The 17872-nt window shown below is 69.2% G+C and carries 17 protein-coding genes; 6 read left to right on the forward strand and 11 right to left on the reverse strand.

All coding sequences use genetic code 11. The features are described 5' to 3' along the window. Positions 1 to 131 precede the first annotated feature (131 nt). Positions 132 to 2849, reverse strand: coding sequence for an FtsK/SpoIIIE family DNA translocase (locus A6I89_RS17390; RefSeq protein WP_172504521.1), 2718 nt, complete (start codon positions 2847 to 2849; stop codon positions 132 to 134). 96 nt (positions 2850 to 2945) lie between these two features. After that, on the reverse strand, positions 2946 to 3569 hold the full coding sequence (locus A6I89_RS17400; RefSeq protein WP_022595498.1) for a TIGR03085 family metal-binding protein: 624 nt from the start codon (positions 3567 to 3569) through the stop codon (positions 2946 to 2948). Positions 3570 to 3676: 107 nt separating this feature from the next. Between A6I89_RS17400 and A6I89_RS17405 the strand changes: the two genes are divergently transcribed. Beyond that, positions 3677 to 4108, forward strand: coding sequence for a pyridoxamine 5'-phosphate oxidase family protein (locus tag A6I89_RS17405; protein WP_005513750.1), 432 nt, complete (start codon positions 3677 to 3679; stop codon positions 4106 to 4108). 4 nt (positions 4109 to 4112) lie between these two features. Here the strand turns inward: A6I89_RS17405 and A6I89_RS17410 are convergent, their stop codons facing one another. The 4 genes from A6I89_RS17410 to thyX all read right to left on the reverse strand — a co-directional run bounded on the left by A6I89_RS17410 (position 4113) and on the right by thyX (position 8391). After that, a complete protein-coding gene (locus A6I89_RS17410) occupies positions 4113 to 4700 on the reverse strand; it encodes a DnaJ family domain-containing protein (RefSeq protein WP_022595496.1) in 588 nt (195 codons plus the stop codon). A 47-nt stretch (positions 4701 to 4747) separates the two neighbouring features. After that, positions 4748 to 6667 (reverse strand): ribonuclease J, encoded by a 1920-nt coding sequence (locus A6I89_RS17415; protein WP_022595494.1) that lies wholly within the window; start codon positions 6665 to 6667, stop codon positions 4748 to 4750. Further along, a complete protein-coding gene (dapA, locus tag A6I89_RS17420; RefSeq protein ID WP_022595492.1) occupies positions 6664 to 7572 on the reverse strand; it encodes a 4-hydroxy-tetrahydrodipicolinate synthase in 909 nt (302 codons plus the stop codon). The genes A6I89_RS17415 and dapA overlap by 4 nt, the downstream gene beginning before the upstream one ends. 66 nt (positions 7573 to 7638) lie before the next feature. Next, positions 7639 to 8391, reverse strand: coding sequence for an FAD-dependent thymidylate synthase (gene thyX / locus A6I89_RS17425; RefSeq protein ID WP_022595490.1), 753 nt, complete (start codon positions 8389 to 8391; stop codon positions 7639 to 7641). 179 nt (positions 8392 to 8570) lie between these two features. Here thyX and A6I89_RS17430 point away from each other — a divergent pair, with 179 nt between their 5' ends. The 4 genes from A6I89_RS17430 to A6I89_RS17445 all read left to right on the forward strand — a co-directional run bounded on the left by A6I89_RS17430 (position 8571) and on the right by A6I89_RS17445 (position 11141). Beyond that, positions 8571 to 9365 (forward strand): SDR family NAD(P)-dependent oxidoreductase, encoded by a 795-nt coding sequence (locus tag A6I89_RS17430; protein WP_022595488.1) that lies wholly within the window; start codon positions 8571 to 8573, stop codon positions 9363 to 9365. Between the two features lie 68 nt (positions 9366 to 9433). After that, entirely contained in the window at positions 9434 to 9934 is a 501-nt protein-coding gene (locus A6I89_RS17435; protein WP_005513756.1) for a hypothetical protein, read from the forward strand. Positions 9935 to 10038: 104 nt separating this feature from the next. Then, positions 10039 to 10473 carry an SRPBCC family protein gene (locus A6I89_RS17440; RefSeq protein ID WP_013415764.1) on the forward strand — a complete coding sequence of 145 codons (435 nt, stop codon included), beginning with the start codon at positions 10039 to 10041 and terminating at the stop codon, positions 10471 to 10473. Between the two features lie 11 nt (positions 10474 to 10484). Further along, positions 10485 to 11141: a DUF3105 domain-containing protein gene (locus A6I89_RS17445; protein ID WP_005513758.1), complete on the forward strand. Its 657-nt coding sequence runs from the start codon at positions 10485 to 10487 to the stop codon at positions 11139 to 11141. A gap of 2 nt (positions 11142 to 11143) precedes the next feature. Here A6I89_RS17445 and A6I89_RS17450 read toward each other — a convergent pair whose 3' ends face one another. From A6I89_RS17450 to A6I89_RS17465, 4 genes are all read right to left on the reverse strand, one after another. Then, a complete protein-coding gene (locus A6I89_RS17450) occupies positions 11144 to 11620 on the reverse strand; it encodes a flavodoxin family protein (RefSeq protein ID WP_005513759.1) in 477 nt (158 codons plus the stop codon). A 3-nt stretch (positions 11621 to 11623) separates the two neighbouring features. Beyond that, positions 11624 to 12091, reverse strand: a complete 468-nt coding sequence (locus A6I89_RS17455) for a hypothetical protein (protein ID WP_005513760.1) — start codon at positions 12089 to 12091, stop codon at positions 11624 to 11626. Continuing rightward, the gene (dapB, locus tag A6I89_RS17460) at positions 12088 to 12846 is read right to left on the reverse strand and encodes a 4-hydroxy-tetrahydrodipicolinate reductase (protein WP_005513761.1); all 759 of its coding nucleotides are present in this window, start codon (positions 12844 to 12846) and stop codon (positions 12088 to 12090) included. Before dapB ends, A6I89_RS17455 begins: the two co-directional genes overlap by 4 nt. A 93-nt stretch (positions 12847 to 12939) precedes the next feature. Beyond that, entirely contained in the window at positions 12940 to 13812 is an 873-nt protein-coding gene (locus A6I89_RS17465; protein WP_005513766.1) for an SAM-dependent methyltransferase, read from the reverse strand. Between the two features lie 248 nt (positions 13813 to 14060). Here A6I89_RS17465 and A6I89_RS17470 point away from each other — a divergent pair, with 248 nt between their 5' ends. Further along, positions 14061 to 16445 (forward strand): arylsulfatase, encoded by a 2385-nt coding sequence (locus tag A6I89_RS17470; protein WP_022595484.1) that lies wholly within the window; start codon positions 14061 to 14063, stop codon positions 16443 to 16445. 9 nt (positions 16446 to 16454) lie between these two features. Here A6I89_RS17470 and A6I89_RS17475 read toward each other — a convergent pair whose 3' ends face one another. Further along, positions 16455 to 17795, reverse strand: a complete 1341-nt coding sequence (locus A6I89_RS17475) for a M16 family metallopeptidase (protein ID WP_005513769.1) — start codon at positions 17793 to 17795, stop codon at positions 16455 to 16457. Between the last annotated feature and the right edge of the window lie 77 nt (positions 17796 to 17872).

Below are 17872 nucleotides of genomic sequence, written 5' to 3' on the forward strand. Positions count from 1 at the left end.
GCCGACAGACCCGGACCGGCAACGGTGCCGATCGTGTTGACGTATCTGCCGCAGGATTGGGGATACTCCCCTCCACAGTGCTTTCCATTCAACCACAGGCGCGCCGTCGCCGCGGAATCCCGACAGAACGGTCAGTCGTCGCTCGCGGGTGCCGCCTCGGGATCGCCGCCCCGGATCGACCACAGCAGGCTCTCCAGTTCGTCCGGCTTGATCAGCACCTCGCGCGCCTTCGATCCCTCGCTCGGCCCCACGACGCCGCGGGTCTCCATGAGGTCCATGAGCCGGCCGGCCTTCGCGAAGCCCACGCGGAGCTTGCGCTGGAGCATCGATGTGGACCCGAACTGGCTCGACACCACCAGTTCGACCGCCTGCAGCAGCACGTCCATGTCGTCGCCGATGTCGGGGTCGACGTCCTTCTTCTCCCCGGCCTTCGCCGTCGTGACGCCCTCGGTGTATTCGGGCTCGGCCTGGTTCTTGGTGAAGTCCACGACCGCGGCGATTTCCTCGTCGGTGATGAACGCGCCCTGCATGCGGATCGGCTTGCCTGCGCCCATCGGCAGGAACAACCCGTCTCCCATGCCGATCAGCTTCTCGGCGCCCGGCTGGTCGAGGATGACTCGCGAGTCGGTCAGCGACGACGTCGCGAAGGCGAGACGCGACGGCACGTTGGTCTTGATCAGGCCGGTGACGACGTCGACCGAGGGCCGCTGCGTCGCGAGCACCAGATGGATGCCGGCGGCGCGGGCCTTCTGGGTGATGCGGACGATCGCCTCTTCGACGTCGCGCGGCGCGGTCATCATCAGATCGGCGAGCTCGTCGACGATCGCGAGGATGTACGGGTAGGGCCGGTACACCCGCTCGCTGCCGAGCGGCGTGGTGATCTCCCCGGACTTGACCTTGGCGTTGAAGTCGTCGATGTGCCGCACGCGGCTGGCCTGCATGTCCTGGTAGCGCTGCTCCATCTCCTCGACGAGCCACGCGAGTGCCGCCGCGGCCTTCTTCGGCTGCGTGATGATGGGAGTGATCAGGTGCGGAATGCCCTCGTAGGGGGTGAGCTCGACCATCTTGGGGTCGATGAGGATCATTCGGACCTCGTCCGGCGTCGCGCGAGTGAGCAGCGAGACCAGCATCGAGTTGACGAAGCTCGACTTACCGGAACCGGTGGAGCCGGCGACGAGCAGGTGCGGCATCTTCGCGAGGTTCGCGCTGACGAAGTCGCCCTCGATGTCCTTGCCGAGGCCGATCACGAGCGGATGGTGGTCCTTGCGGGTCGACGGCGCCACGAGGACATCGGACAGTCGCACCATCTCGCGGTCCGAGTTGGGCACCTCGATACCGACCGCGGACTTGCCCGGGATCGGCGCGAGCAGCCGCACGTTGTCGGTGGCGACCGCGTACGCGATGTTGCGGGCGAGCGCGGTGATCTTCTCCACCTTCACGCCCGGCCCCAGCTCCACCTCGTAGCGGGTGACCGTCGGACCCCGGGTGTACCCGGTGACCGCAGCGTCGATCTTGAACTGCTGCAGGACCTCGGTGATGGCCTCGATCATCGCGTCGTTGGCCTTGCTGCCCAGCTTGGGCGGGTCCCCCTCGACCAGGAGCGACAGCGGAGGCAGCGCGTAGTCGCCCTCGACGACGCGGTCGGGGATCAGTGTTTCCATCTTCGCCGCGGGCTCTGGCTCCGGCTTCGGCGCGGGGGCCGCCTTGGCGCGCGGCTTCGCCCGCGCCGGGGCCGGCACCGGTTCCGGCTCGGGTTCGGGCTCCGGTTCCGGCGCCGTGGGTACGGGATCACCCGGATCCCAGAGGCCGAGGACCTCGGTGGCCGCCTCGGGATGAACCTCGTCGGTCGGGTAGTTCAGTTCGGGAGCGCTCCGGCGCCGCCGCGGCGTGCGGCGGGCCGGTCGGCCGGTGTCGACCGGGTAGCCGTCGGCGTCGAAACCTGCCGGGTCGTAGTCGGCCGCGCCGTAGTCGTCGTGCTCGTCGTCGAAGTCCGGATCGTGGGCGTGGTCGTACTCGTCGTCGTCGTAGGACGTGCCGAAGTACGAGCGGAAGCGTTCGGGCACCTCACGCACGGTTGTCCCGGTGAGCAACAGGACGCCGAAGAACATCGCCATCAGCAACAGGGGTGCGGACAGCCAGGCAGTGACCCCGCTGGTGAGCGGGCCTGCCACGACGTAGCCGACCACGCCGGCCGCCGACGGCCAGCCGCTCGACGTCGTGGGCGCCCCGGCGGCGATGTGCCACAGTCCGACCGCGGGCAGACCCACCAGGAGTGAGCCGAGGACGATGCGGGGGCGGATGTCCGGCTTGGGCTCGGTGCGCATCAGGACGACCGCGATGCCGATGCCGAGGAGGGGCAGTACTGCCGCGACCGCGCCGACGACGGCGCGGACCGCAGTCTCGATCCACTCCCCCACCGGTCCGCCCGCCGAGAACCACATTCCGCCGGCGATCACGACACTGACGGCGATGAGGCCGAGCGCGATGCCGTCCCGTCGATGCCCGTGCTCGATCTCGGCAGCCTTGCCGACCGTGCGGGTCGTGGCGCCCACGCCCTTGGCGACCATCGACCAGCCGGAACCAATGCCCTTTCCGATCGACGCGAGGGCGCCACCTCCGCGCGAGTTCTTCTTGGCGGCGGGACGACGACCGCCCGCGCCGCCCCGCGAAGCGGCAGGCTTGCGCTGCGCCGGTGCCCGGCGGGTGGAGGCGGACTTGCGCGCCGCTGTCTGACCGCTGCTGCGCCCGGACCCTCTGGAACCACCCGAGGTGGAGGCCGACGAGCGCGCACGGGTCCGCGACGTTGATGCTGTCGAACTCGTACCGCGGGCGCTCGTCTTACCTGCCATACAGGTCAGGTTAGTCGCTCGGGCACCATCCGGACCATCTGCAACACTCGCCACACCCGTCGAACCGCCCTGACATGCGCCCCTGCCTCCCGGGCGTCACAAACTGCGGTCGAGTCCGGTGACGGCGGCCACGTCCTCGGCCGAGCCTACGAACTCCACCCGCACCTGATCACGACCGAATGCGTGCAGCAGCAGTTCGGCCGGCTCGCCGCGCAGCGTGACCGTCCGGTCGCCGGCCTTCCGGACGCCGACGCGGTCGCCGCCCGGCCGCTCGAGGACGACGCCGACCGGCGAGTGTCGGTAACTGCGGCGGCCGATTCCCGTCGTGAGCTTCCACAGTTTGTCCTGCATTCCGGCGGGCAACGTGCGGACCGACCAGTCGTCGTGCGCTCGGCGGACGTCCTCGTGATGGACGAACATCTCCGCGAGGTTGGCCTGCTCGTCGACCCAGTGGAACGGCGACCAGATCGGCGGACCGGACTCCACGTCGCCGAGAAGCGCGTTCCACTCCCGGGCCGCGATGCTCCGCTGAACGCGCTCGGTGTAGCCCTCGAGTGCCGAGACCATGATTCCCGGCGCCGCGTCGAGTCGGCGCTCGCGCAGCACGAGATGCGCGGCGAGGTCGCGGGCGGTCCAGTCACCGCACAGAGTGGGGGCGTCGGGGCCGACGGCGCGCATCGACTCGACGAGGGCGTGGCGTTCGTCACGGGCGTAGGGCACATCTCACCGTAACCGGATCGCCACCCGAACGCGCGAGGTTGTCGGTCCCGGCCTCTAGCGTGGAAGGTGAGCACACTCTCGGCGACGCAGACTGTGAGGAGCGACGAATGTCCAAGACCACCATGTCCGCTCACGAACGCGAGGAGTTCCTCGCCGATCTCCACGTCGGGGTGATCGCCGCCGACCGTGACGGCCGGGCACCGCTGGCGGTACCCATCTGGTATCACTACGCGCCCGGCGGCGACGTCGTGGTGTGGACCGAGCGCGGGACGGTGAAGGAGAAACTCATTCGCGCGAGCGGGCGGTTCAGCCTGTGCGCGCAGCAGGAAGACCCGCCCTATCGGTACGTGAGCGTCGAGGGCCCGGCGACGTTCCAGGACGAGGTCACCCCGGACGACATTCGGCCACTCGTGCGCCGCTACCTTCCGGAGGAGGAGGCCGAGAAGTTCATCGCGGACTCGTTCAACGATCGCGCAGTCGTGATCCGGATGCGCCCCCAGCGGTGGTACACCGTCGACTACGGCAAACTCGAGGCTTGATGCCTCAGCCGCGATCCGCTTTCCGGCGACGCCCGAACGGCCACAGTCGGCGGATCGTTATCCGTCGCGGCCGATCGACACGCACCTGTCCCCGACGGACCTCCGCGTAGCCGGCCGCGGCGAGCGCAGCGCTCGCCTGCGCGCGCCGAATCCGACGTTGCTCCTCGTCGATCCTTTCCACCTCGACGGGAGGCGCCGTGGACCGCTCGATGCGCCAGCGCTCGACGACCTCGTCGGCGTCCACACGCCGAATCGGGACCTGCGGCCCCGACGGGTTGCGCAGCCACGCCGCGATCCGACGGTTCAGCCCGGCGACCTCGTCGCGCACCTCACGCTCGGTGCGGGCGCCGCGCACCACGTCGCCCAGCCGTTCGATGTCCTTGCGCAGCCGCAGAGGTTCGGGCAGCAGGTCGTCGGCAGACAGCCCTTCGCGATCGAGGTATCCCCGCACCCACCAGTCGTCGCCGTCGCGAGCGGGGATGGGCTTGCCCGCGCCCTCGAGGTTCTCGAACTCGCCGCGCTCGTAGGCGCCGCGAATCTGGGTCTCGACCCACGATTCGAAGGTCGCGCGCAGCGGCTTCCGCTCGACCATGACGAGGCGACCTCCTCACCCGCCGCGCGCGACCACGTCGAATCGGGTCAGGGCACCCCGATGACGGTCGGGACGATCATCGGCCGACGACGGTACTTCTCGGCCACCCAGCGTCCCACGACCCGGCGCACGGCCTGTGCGATCCGGTGGGTGTCGTTGATGCCCTCGGCGGCGAGGTCACCGAGGACCTTGTCGACGAGGCGTGCCGCCTCGGACAGGGCCTGCGGGTCGTCGGAGAAGCCGCGGCCACTGACCTCGGGTTCGCTGACGGCGCGGCCGGTCTCGTTGTCGATGGCGACGGAGATCGAGATGAACCCGCCCTCGCCCAGGATGAGCCGGTCCGACAGCGTCGAGTGGCCGACGTCGCCGACCGAGTTGCCGTCGACGTAGACGTGGCCGACGGGAACGCGTCCGACGATCTCGGCGAGACCGTCGACCATGTCCACGACGACACCGTCCTCGGCGAGGACGATCCGGTCCTTCGGCACGCCGGTGGCCTCGGCCAACGCCGCGTTGGCGCGCAGGTGGCGCCATTCGCCGTGCACCGGCATCGCGTTGGTGGGCCGGACCGCGTTGTACAGGTACAGCAGCTCACCGGCGGACGCGTGCCCGGAGACGTGCACCTTGGCGTTCTGCTGCGTGACGACGGTAGCGCCGCGCTTGGCGAGACCGTTGACGACCGCGAACACCGAGTTCTCGTTGCCGGGGATCAGCGACGACGCGAGCACGACGAGGTCGTTGGCGCGGATGTTGATCTGGCGGTGTTCGCCACGCGCCATGCGCGACAGGGCGGAGAGCGGCTCGCCCTGCGAACCGGTGGAGATCAGCACGAGCTTGTCGTCGGGCAGGTTCGCGGCGGTGTCGATGTCGACGACGAGGCCGTCCGGCACCGACAGGTAGCCGAGGTCCTGCGCGATCTGCATGTTGCGGACCATCGAGCGGCCCACGAACGCGACCCGGCGGTTGTACCGCTTGGCGACGTCGACGACCTGCTGGATGCGGTGCACATGACTCGCGAACGACGCGACGATCACCCGCTGGGTGGCCTTGCCGATGACGTTGTCGAGCACACCGCCGATCTCACGCTCGGGGGTGACGAAACCCGGCACCTCGGCGTTGGTGGAGTCGACGAGGAACAGGTCGACGCCCTCGTCACCGAGCCGGGAGAAACCGGCGAGGTCGGTGAGGCGGCCGTCGAGCGGCAGCTGGTCGAGCTTGATGTCGCCGGTGTGCAGCACCACGCCGGCCGACGTGCGGATCGCGACGGCGATCGCGTCGGGGATCGAGTGGTTGACGGCGAAATACTCGCACTCGAACGGACCGTGCGTCGTCTTGTCGCCCTCGACCACCTCGACGAGGTTGGGGCGCAGACGGTGCTCGCGGCACTTCGCGGCGACGAGCGCCAGCGTGAACTTCGCGCCGACGATCGGGATGTCCTGCCGCAGGCGCAGCAGGAACGGCACCGCGCCGATGTGGTCCTCGTGCCCGTGTGTGAGGATGATCGCCTCGACGTCGTCCATCCGGTCCTCGATGTACCGGAAGTCCGGGAGGATCAGGTCGACGCCGGGCTGCTGGTCCTCGGGGAACAGCACGCCGCAGTCGACGATCAGGAGCTTGCCCTGATGCTCGAAAACGGTCATGTTCCGGCCGATTTCGCCGATGCCACCGAGCGCAACCACGCGCAGCCCGTTCTTCGGCGCCTTCGGCGGCGGTCCGAGCCGGTCGGTGGGGTCGGCGGCGACGGGGACCGGGGCGGCCTTGCCGCGCGACGGCTTCCGCGATCCCGAGCGGCGTCCGGACGACTTCGCGGCCGGAGCCTGCTCCTGCTTGGGGGCCTGGGCCCGCTGCGCCGGCGCGGCGGCGGCCACGGGATCGGCGACCTTCTCCGCCTGCTGGGCGCGCTCGGCGGCGGTGGCGGGCGGTCCGGCCTGACGAGAGGCGCTGCGGCGACGTGCGGGACGGGTCATGCCAGCACCCCCGCCGCGGCCAGATCTGCCGCCAGGATGTCGATCTGTTCGGTCGTGGGGGCGACCTGTGGCAGACGTGGATCCCCGACGTCGAGGCCCATCAGCCGCAGCCCTGCCTTAGACGCGCTGACGCCACCCAGCCGGGCCACGGACCGGTTCACCGGAACGAGGCTGAGGTTGATCTCGCGCGCCTTGGCGAGATCGCCCTGCATGAAGGCGGTGTGCAGCGCGCGCAGGCGCTGCGGGACGAGGTGACCGATGACGCTGACGAAGCCGACGGCACCCACCGAGAGCCACGGGAGATTGAGCGGGTCGTCGCCCGAGAAGAAGTCGAGATCGGTGGTCCCGATCAGCTCGGCGCCCGCGTTGAGATCGCCCTTGGCGTCCTTGACCGCGAGGATTCGTGGGTGATCGGCGAGACGGCGAATGGTCTCGGTCTCGATCGGGACCACGGAGCGGGGCGGAATGTCGTAGAGCATGACCGGCAGATCGGTGGCATCTGCGACGGCCGTGAAGTGTGCGTACAGACCTGCCTGCGGCGGACGCGAGTAGTACGGCGTCACGACGAGCAGACCGTGGGCGCCCGCCCGAGCCGCATCGCGCGCGAGTTCGACGCTGTGGGCGGTGTCGTTGCTGCCTGCACCGGCGACGATCTTGGCCCGATCGCCCACGGCCGCGATGACCGCGCGCAGCAGTTCCAGCTTCTCGTCCTCGGTGGTGGTGGGCGATTCGCCGGTGGTGCCGGCGAGCACGAGTCCGTCGCAACCGTTGTCGACGAGATGGGCGGCCAGCCGCACGCCGGCGTCTACGTCCAGCTTTCCGTCCTTGGTGAACGGGGTCACCATTGCCGTGAGGACGGTGCCGAACGGACGCTCGACGGAAGCAGCTGAATCACCGTAGGTCATGGTCAGAAGGCTACCCGGTCTCGCTCGCAGACTTGAACGCGACGGCACCGCGGACGACCCGACAACTCAGACGACCGCTGCGAACTCGCTCGTCGCCACCTCGGAACCGTCGGGCAATGTGAGGATTTCGAAGTCGCCGAACACATTCGGCGCCGCCACCTGCAGTTGCCGCAGGCACTCGATCGCGACGTGCCGGATCTCGACGTCGGCGTGCTCGGTGGCCCGCATCTCGACGAAATGTCGCCAGGCCCGGTAGTTGCCGGTGACCACCACGCGGGTCTCGGTGGCATTCGGAAGCACCGAACGCGCCGCCTGCCGCGCCTGCTTGTTGCGGACGGGACCGTTGGGCTCGTCGGCGAGCTTCTCCTCGAGCGCTTCGAGCAGTTCGGCATACGCGCCGCGGCTGGCCTCGGTCGCCTTCGCGAACAGAGCCTCGAGCCGGGCGTCGCCGGCGATCGCGGGCGGAATCACGACGTTGGCGTCGTTCTCGCGAACGAAGCGCTGCGACAGCTGCGAATAGGAGAAGTGCCGGTGCCGGATCAGCTCGTGCGTGCACGATCGGGAGATGCCGCTGATATAGAAGCTGACGCTGCCGTGTTCGAGGACGGACAGGTGGCCGACCTCGAGCAGGTGGCGCAGATACCCGGCATTGGTCGCGGTGCGCGGGTTCGGCTTGGACCAACTCTGGTAGCACGCCCGCCCCGCGAACTCCGCGAGTGCCTCACCGCCGTGGGCGTCGGTTTCCCACGGGATGTCCGAGGGCGGGAAGAACTCCGTCTTCGCGACGAGTTGAACCTTCAGGGGCACCGCGTTGGGCACTGCACATCCTCCGGGGATCGTCCTTCACCTTTGCCCGACCCTATGCCGTGCACGTCGCGAGCGGCGCGGCGACACAACACCCGACCCCCGCACCCGCAATCTGGGACGATGTTCCTCGGGCCGCCGGGACTGGGACGAGCCCCACCCCGCGGTCCACAACTTCGGCGAGGGGAATTCGCATGCTGATCGACCTGTCCGATCGCACGGCTCTGGTCACCGGTTCCACCCAGGGCATCGGCTATGCCATCGCGACCGGTCTCGCCCGCGCGGGTGCGCGCGTCGTCCTCAACGGCCGCAGTGAGGAACGAGTCGATGCAGCGGTCCGCACGGCGCGCGCGGAGTCCGGTAGCGAAGCCGTCGTCGGAGCGGTGGGCGACCTGGCGACCGCGGACGGCGCCGCCGCAGTCGTCGATGCCGAGCCCGCCGTCGACATCCTCGTCAACAACCTCGGCATCTTCGGGTCCGCTGCCCCGTTGGAGATCGACGACGAGGAGTGGCGCCGCTACTTCGAGGTCAACGTGCTCTCCGCCGTCCGGCTCATCCGCGCCTACCTGCCCGGGATGACGGACCGCGGCTGGGGACGGGTCCTCAACCTCGCCAGCGATTCGGCGGTGGCCGTTCCCGCCGAGATGATCCACTACGGCATGACGAAGACCTCTCTGCTCGCGGTGAGCCGTGGATTCGCCAAGGCCGCCGCCGGCAGCGGTGTCACGGTCAACTCCGTCATCGCCGGACCGACGCACACCGGCGGAGTCGAACAGTTCGTGCGCGAACTCGTGGGCGACGAGTTGCCCTGGGACGAGGCCCAGCACCGGTTCATGGTCGAGTACCGGCCCCAGTCGCTGCTGCAGCGTCTGATCGAACCCGAGGAGATCGCCAACATGGTGGTCTATCTCGCCTCGCCCTTCGCGTCCGCCACGACCGGCGGCGCCGTGCGCGTCGACGGCGGTTACGTCGACTCGATCCTGCCCTGAGCCACCCCGAAACCTCGTGACGTCAGGTCGGCCTTGAAATGACGTCACACTGGCGTCATGCTGACGTCATGGATCTCACCGAGTACACGGCCCGCCTGCGCGACGACCTCACCGCCGCCGCTGCACTCGGGGACGAACAGACACAGAAGATTGCCTCGGCACTCGCGGCGGCGGTGGAACGTTCGGCGCAGCTGATGCTGGTGTCCGCGCTGTCCGACCTCGCCCGGGAGGCATCGGAGGAAATGGGCGACCGGACACTCCACGTGCGTTTCGACGGCACCGAGGCCACCGTCGAGTCGGCCCGTCGTCGGCCCGGCCATTCCACCGGAACCTCCGAACGCTCGGGCGACGACCGGGACCCCCGGGACTCTTCGGATGCGTACCGCACGCTCGAGGACGTCACCGGCGACATCAGTCGCGTCACCCTGCGCCTGGTCGATCAGATCAAGTCGCGCGCCGAGGAGGCCGCCCTGCAGGACGGAATGTCGCTCAATTCCTGGGTGTCCCAGGCCGTTCAGGGAGCGCTGCGCGATCAGATGCGCCGGAGCCGCTCCGACGGCGATCGGTGACGACAGCACCTCTCTTCGACGCCACCTGCCGGAATCGCGGCGCCGGTAATGGTCTAATTGCGTCTCGTCGTTCACTGTTTTCACAGCGTTGAGGAGTGGAGAGCATGGCTGTTTCCGGGGCAAAGGAATTCCAGGTCGAGGCCGCGCCGGCCGATGTGATGGCAGCGATCGCCGCCGTCGACCGTCTGCCCGAATGGTCGTCCGCTCACAAGAAGGTCATCGTCGAGAGCACGCATGCGGACGGGCGGCCCTGCCGCGTCCGGATGACCGTGTCCATCATGGGCATCAACGACGAGCAGGTCGTCGACTACTCGTGGGACGGCGACACCGGCATGTCCTGGACCCTGGTCGAGAGCACGCAGCAGAACAGCCAGGACGGTTCCTACACGCTCACCCCGAAGGGCGACGGCACACTCGTGAAGTTCGCGCTCACCGTCGATCCCAAGATCCCGTTGCCGGGGTTCCTGCTGAAGAAGGCCCAGAAGATGGCCCTCGAGACAGCGAGCCAGGGCCTCACCAAGTTCGTCGACGGCAAGTAGGACCGACCCCCGTGCGGGCTACCCTCCGGGTCGCGGCGGCAAGCGCGTTCGTTCTCGTCGCCGCCGGCTGCGGCCACACCGTCGAAGGTGCCGCGGTCGCGAATCCGTTCGCGCCGACGGCCGACAATCCCGATCCGTCGCTCGGGATAGAGGGCATCACGGTCGTCGAGTACCCGGTGGGGCTGCATGTCGGGGCGGATCAGCGGGTGGCTTACGACCGCACTCCCCCGTTCGGCGGCCCGCACGACGCGGTGTGGGCGGCGTGCACGGGCACGGTGTACGACCGGCCGATCCGCAGCGAGAACGCCGTGCATTCACTCGAGCACGGCGCGGTGTGGATCACCTACGACCCGGCGCTGGTCACCGGAGCTGCACTCGACCAGCTGGTCGATCGCGTCGACGGCCGCCCGTATCTGATGATGTCGCCGTATCCCGGTCTGTCCGTTCCGGTCTCGCTCCAGTCCTGGGGACACCAGCTGGTGGTCGACGGGCCGACCGATGCGCGGATCGATCACTTCGTGGACGCGCTCCGCTTGAACCGCAACACGTTTCCCGAGCCGGGCGCGACCTGCGCCACGCTGCCGGACGTCTTCGACGTAGACGATCCCCCGCCGTTCCAGGCGGGTCCGCCGGACCGGTCGGATCCGAACACCGTCCCGATGAACTGATCTCAGAGGTCGCCGGCCACGGTGACCGCGACGGTGGCACCGAGTTCGTAGCAGCTCTCGCGCACGGCCGCGTCGATCGGACCGGTGATCTCGACGATCCCGGCCGCCTGCACCAACTCCAGGCCGGTGACGATCTTCTGGACCGATTTCACCGCGCCCGCGGTGTCGTTGTTGCCGTGCACCCACAGCCCGAACGGACGTCCGGCGACCGCGTCGAGGCACGGGTAGTAGACGGTGTCGAAGAAGTGCTTGAGCGCCCCCGACATGTAGCCGAAGTTCGCGGACGTCCCGAACACGTAGCCGTCGGCGGCGAGGACGTCGACGGCCGTCGCGTGCAGCGCCGGGACGGACCGGACCGTCACACCGGTGATCTCGGGGTCGTGGGCGCCGGCCAGCACTGCCTCGAGCAGCTCCCGGGTCGCCGGGGAGGACGTGTGGTGCACGACCAGCAGTGTCTTGCCCGGGGACCCGTCAGCCATGGGTCAGCTCTCCCGCTCGTGCTTCTCGAGCGCGACGGCGCGCCGCATGGTCTCGCGTGCCCGGCCACGGTCGCCCGCGTAGTCGTACGCCCGCGCCAGCCGGTAGGAGTTGCGCCAGTTGTCGGGATCGGCTTCCCACTCCTGTTTGACCTGAGCGAACAGCTCGTCGGCGGCGTCCCGCTCGATGCGGCCGGACGGGCGTCGCGGCAGGTCGTCGACGTCGAGTTCGAGGCCCTCGTCGTGCATGCGGCGGGCGAGGTGCTGGTGCGCCAGTCCCGATCGGATGGTCGCGACGACCATCCACACACCGAGGAACGGCAGCACCAGCACGGCGATGCCCAACACGACCGGCACGGCGCGACCGTCCTGGATCAGCGCGATGCCGCGCTGGCCGAGCAGCACGAAGTAGAACGCGAGCGCGACGACGATCGCCGCGATCGCGACGACGACCCGCGTCGACTGGTTCTTCACAGGTCCAGCAGGGGGTCGATGCCGACGGTGAGGCCCGGGCGCTTGCCGATCTCCCGCACTCCCAGCAGCACGCCGGGGGCGAAGGAGTTCCGGTCGATCGAGTCGTGCCGGATGGTGAGCGTCTCGCCCTGCGTGCCAAGCAGCACCTCCTGGTGGGCGACGAGCCCGGCGAGGCGGATCGAGTGGACGCGCACGCCGTTGACGTCGGCGCCACGTGCGCCTTCGAGTTCGGTGGTGGTGGCATCGGGGCTCGGCCCGCGGCCGGCCTTCTCGCGTGCCTCGGCGATGAGCGCGGCTGTCCGGTACGCGGTACCCGACGGCGCGTCAGCCTTGTTCGGGTGGTGCAGTTCGATCACCTCGACCGAGTCGAAGAAGCGGGCCGCGGCGGCCGCGAAGCGCATCGACAGCACCGCACCGATCGCGAAGTTCGGGGCGATCAGCACCCCGACACCCGGGTTGTCGTCGAGCCATGCCTGCACCTGCGCGAGGCGGGCGTCGTCGAAGCCGGTGGTGCCGACGACGGCGTGGATGCCGTTGGCGATCAGGAACTGCAGGTTGTCCATGACCACGTCGGGATGAGTGAAGTCGATGACCACCTGCGTGCGCTGATCGACGAAGTGCTCGATGCGCTCACCCTGGTCGACACCGGCCACCAGTTCGAGGTCGTCGGCCTGCTCGACGGCCTCGCACATCGCGCGGCCCACCTTGCCCTTGGCACCGAGAACACCGACCCTGATGGGTGCTGCTGAAGTCACGTACACGCTCCGCCCGAAGTCCCTGAATCCCTGAATGCGTTCGAGACAAGCCTACGATGCGGCGGTCCGCGGCCCGCATCCGACGCTCGACCGTCAGAGGCGAACGGCGGTGATGAACAGACTCGAACGCGACGGGTCCCCGTTCGGGCTCTCGAGCGGCCGGCCGAACCGTTCGGCGACGTCCGCCGAGCGCTCGGCCTCGACATCCCATCCGTGCTCGGTCAACCATGCCGCGGGATCGAACGGTCCGTCGTCGGGCCACAGCGATTCGATGTCGACACCGAACAGGTCGCGCGCACGCTGCGCCGACTCCTCCTGCATCATGGCGCGGACGTCGTCGATGTGCTCCACCTCGAATCGGCTCCCGGGCGCGGACAACTCGGTCACCGACCGGCAGAGCCGCTCCTTCGCGGCGTTGGGAAGGAACGGCAGCAATCCCTCCGCCAGCCACGCCGACGGCTGCGCGCGATCGAAACCCTTCTCCTGCAGTGCTTGCGGCCAGTCCTCACGCAGATCGACCGCCACCACCCGCCGGTCGGCGCGCACACGCGCATCCTCGGCGGCCAGGACGTCGTCCTTGAAGGACAGCACTTTCGGAGCGTCCAGTTCGTAGATCGTGGTGCCGTCCGGCCAGTCCAGACGGTAGGCGCGGACGTCCAGGCCCGCGGCGAGCAGGACCATCTGGCCGATGCCCGCCCGACCGGCCGCACCGAAGTAGTCGTCGAAGTAGCGCGAGCGCACCCCCATGTAGTCGGCCATCGACCGCCACGGCATTTCACGGCCGTCGGCATCCTCGAGCCGCGTCGGCATCGGGGCCGGTGGCGCCGCGGCTTCGACGAATGCCGCCGCGTACGGATCGGAGACGAGACCCCCGTCCCGATTCGTCTCCATCGCCCGGCCTGCCGCCACCCCCAGTGCCGTGATCCCGACACCGGTCACGATGTCCCACTCCGCCAGTTCGTCCATGTCCCGTCAGCCCCGTCCCTGCCGTCGCTGCGATCTCGGAATTCGATGCCGGACAGTCATTTCGGGCGCCGACGGCGGCACCGACCACGGATCGGACAGGCGCCCGATCCCACCGACCGACGCAATTTCGAGGCTACCCCCGTCCACGGAACCGAAGGCTGGGATTCCGCTGCGAAGCACGACGAGCGGACCGTACCGTCGAGGGAGGGGGCACCGACGGCACGTCGATCGTCAGAAGGGTCGTCCCGGTGGGCGCAGCGAGCGGAAACCGCGAATCCGGTGACTTCGGCCGGCAGATCCTGCCGATTCCGGACCGGACGCATGCCGGCACCGTGCTGTACGACGCGAAGGACCCGGACTCGCGATTCACCCCGCTGCGCCCGCTGCGTCCGCCGGACGGGTCACCGAACGTGCTGATCGTGTTACTCGACGACGTGGGTTTCGGGGCGTCGAGTGCGTTCGGCGGGCCGGCTCAGACGCCGACCGCGCAGCGCCTCGCCGACGACGGCCTGAAGTACACCCGGTTCCATACGACCGCACTGTGCTCACCGACGCGGGCGGCCCTGCTCACCGGGCGGAACCATCACACGGTGGGAATGGGCAGCATCACCGAGATGGCGACCGCCGCGCCCGGCTACACCTCCGTCCGGCCGGACACGTGCGCGCCGCTCGCCGAGATCCTCAAACTCAACGGTTACGCCACCGCGCACGTCGGCAAGTGCCACGAGGTCCCGATCTGGGAGACCAGCCCGGTGGGGCCGTTCGACCGCTGGCCGTCACCGGGTAACGGCTTCGAGTACTTCTACGGCTTCCTCGGCGGCGAGACCGACCAGTGGTATCCCACCCTGCACGAGGGCACCGGCCGGGTGGAGCCGTGGGGCACCCCGGAAGAGGGCTACCACCTCACCGAGGACCTGGCCGACAAGGCGATCGCGTGGGTGCGGCAGCAGAAGGTCCTCACACCCGACAAGCCGTTCTTCCTGTACTTCGCCCCCGGCGCCACACACGCTCCGCACCACGTTCCGCAGCAGTGGGCCCAACGGTACCGGGGACGGTTCGACGACGGTTGGGACGTGCTTCGGGAGCGGATCTTCGCGCGGCAGAAGGAACTCGGCGTCGTGCCCGCGGATGCCGAACTCACCCGTCGGCACGACGCGATTCCCGCCTGGGACGAGATGGACGAGAGGTTGCTTCCGGTCCTGCGGCGGCAGATGGAGAACTACGCGGGGTTCCTCGAGCACACCGACCACCAGGTCGGTCGCGTGGTCGAGGAGATCGACCGGATCGGGGCCCTGGACGACACGCTGGTGTTCTACATCATCGGCGACAACGGCGCGTCGGCCGAGGGCACGCTCCAGGGCACGTCCAACGAACTGATCAGCCTCAACGGGATGGCGGGCATCGAGACGCCCGAGTTCCTGCTGGGTGCGCTGGACAAGCTCGGCGGCCCCGACTCGTCCCCGCACTACGCGGTGGGCTGGGCGCACGCGATGGACACCCCGTACCAGTGGACCAAGCAGGTCGCCTCACACTGGGGCGGGACCCGCAACGGCACGGTGGTGCACTGGCCGCGCGGATTCGCAGCGCGCGGCGAGGTGCGCAACCAGTTCCACCACGTCGTCGACGTCGCCCCGACAGTCCTCGCGGCCGCCGGGATCCCGGCGCCGACGACGGTGAACGGCGTCCGGCAGCACCCGCTCGAGGGTGTCGACATGGCATACAGCTTTCACGACGCGGCGGCGCCCGAGCGGCACGTGACGCAGTACTTCGAGATGCTCGGCAACCGTGGGATCTACCACCGGGGCTGGTCGGCGGTCACCAAGCACCGGACGCCGTGGCAGATTCCCGGCGGCCCAGGCATCGCGTTCGACGACGACGTGTGGGAGCTGTACGACGGCGCCGCCGACTGGACCCAGGCGCGTGACCTCGCGAAGGAGTACCCCGAGCGGCTGCGCGAGCTGCAGCGGCTGTTCCTGATCGAGGCGACCCGGTACAACGTGCTGCCGCTGGACGACCGCACCTTCGAGCGCGTGCTGCCCGGGCTGTCGGGCAAACCGCGGCTCGTACCCGGCAATCGGCAGGTGCTGCTGCCCGGGATGCAGGCGCTGCTCGAGATGCACATCGTGAACTGCCGCAACCGATCCTGGTCGCTCACCGCGCAGGTCGACGTCCCCGACGGCGGTGCCCGCGGTGTGATCCTCAACCTCGGCGGGCACGCTGGCGGCTGGTCGTTCTACTTCAGGGACGGCCGACCTACGTTCTGTTACAACCTGTTCGGGATCGAGCGCAGCTACATCCGAGCTCCCGACACGGTCGGCGTGGGGCTGCACCAGGTGCGCAGCGAGTTCGCGTACGACGGCGGCGGACTCGGCAAGGGCGGCACCGTGACACTCTTCGTCGACGGCACCGCCGTCGCGGAGGGTCGTGTCGAGCGGACCGAGCCGATCGGTTTCGGCTACGAGTTCTCCGATGTCGGCCGAGACAGTCTGTCCACCGTCACGCCGGAGTATCCGACGGGCGACAACGCGTTCACCGGCCGGATCGACTGGGTGCAGATCGAGGCCGGAGAGGACGGTCACGATCATCTGGTCGATCCCGCGGACGTCGTGCGGGTGGCGATGTACCGGCAGTGACGGCCAGGTCTATCGGACGATTCCCCGCACCGACGCCGGCAGGTCCCGCTTGCGCCGGTACGGTCCGACGACGGCGGCCGCGAACGGACGCCGCAGCAGCACCCGCGCCACCTCGCGCACCTCGTCGGTGGTGACCTCGTCGATGCGCGCGAGCGTCTCGGAAACCGACTGGTGGTTGCCGTAGTTCAGTTCACTGCGCCCGATCCGGGTCATCCGCGAACCCGAGTCCTCGAGGCCCAGCACCAGCGATCCGCGCAACGATCCCTTCGCCCGCGCGCACTCGGCGTCGGTGATGCCGTCGGAGGCGACGTTGGCGAGCACCTCGCGGATCAAAGTCGCCACTTCGCCGAGATTCTCGGGTTGGCATCCGGCGTACACCGAGAACGCACCGGTGTCGGCGAACGTGTCCACCCCGGAATAGACCGAGTACGCCAGCCCCCGCTCCTCGCGAATCTCTTGGAACAGACGGGAACTCAGGCCGCCGCCGACGGCCGCGTTGAGCACCGACAGTGGCCATCGGTGGCCCTCGTGCCGACCGAAGGCTCGCACACCGAGCGCCAGATGCGCCTGCTCGCTGTCGCGCTTGGTCAGGCTCAGGGTCGGTGCCGTCCGCAGCCGGATCGCGCCACCGCGCCGGGGCGCGGGATCGACGTCACGGTCGAGGTGCCCGGAGAACGCCGCCCGCACCAACTCCACGGTGTGCTCGTGTTCGACGTTGCCGGCGACCGCGACCACCATCCGCTCGGGGGTGTAGCGGCGCACGTGGAAGGAGTGCAGCTGGCTCCGCGTCATCGACTCGATGGAGTCGACGCTGCCGATCACGGGACGCCCCACCGGGTGGTCGCCGAAGAGCGCGGTCAGGAACGCGTCGCCGAGCAGGTCCTCGGGATCGTCGTCCCGCATCGAGATCTCCTCGAGCACCACCTGGCGCTCGACGTCGACGTCGACTGCGCGGCAGCGGCCCCGCAGCACCACGTCGCTCACGAGGTCCACGGCGAGCGGCAGATCGTCGTCGAGCACGTGCGCGTAGAAGCACGTGTGTTCCTTCGACGTGAAGGCGTTGAGTTCGCCGCCGACACCGTCCATCACCTGCGCGATGTCGAGCGCCGTCCGGGTCGGGGTGGACTTGAACAGCAGGTGTTCGAGGAAGTGCGCGGCGCCCGCGACGGACGGCTGTTCGTCGCGTGAGCCCACACCGACCCAGACGCCGACGGACGCCGAACGAACGCCCGGCACGTGTTCGGTGACGACCCGGAGGCCGCCGGGGAGGACGGTGCGCTGGACGCCGGTCTGCGGGCGGGTGTTCGGTGCGGAGCCCCGTCGGGGCTTCTCGCGAAGGGATTGAGCCATATGGCGGTTCGTGTTTCCTCGAGGCCGGGAGAGTCTGCGACAGCGGGCGAGTCTGCGACAGTCCGGACATGTGCCGG

This window comes from Prescottella equi (assembly GCF_002094305.1).
Lineage (GTDB): Bacteria > Actinomycetota > Actinomycetes > Mycobacteriales > Mycobacteriaceae > Prescottella > Prescottella equi.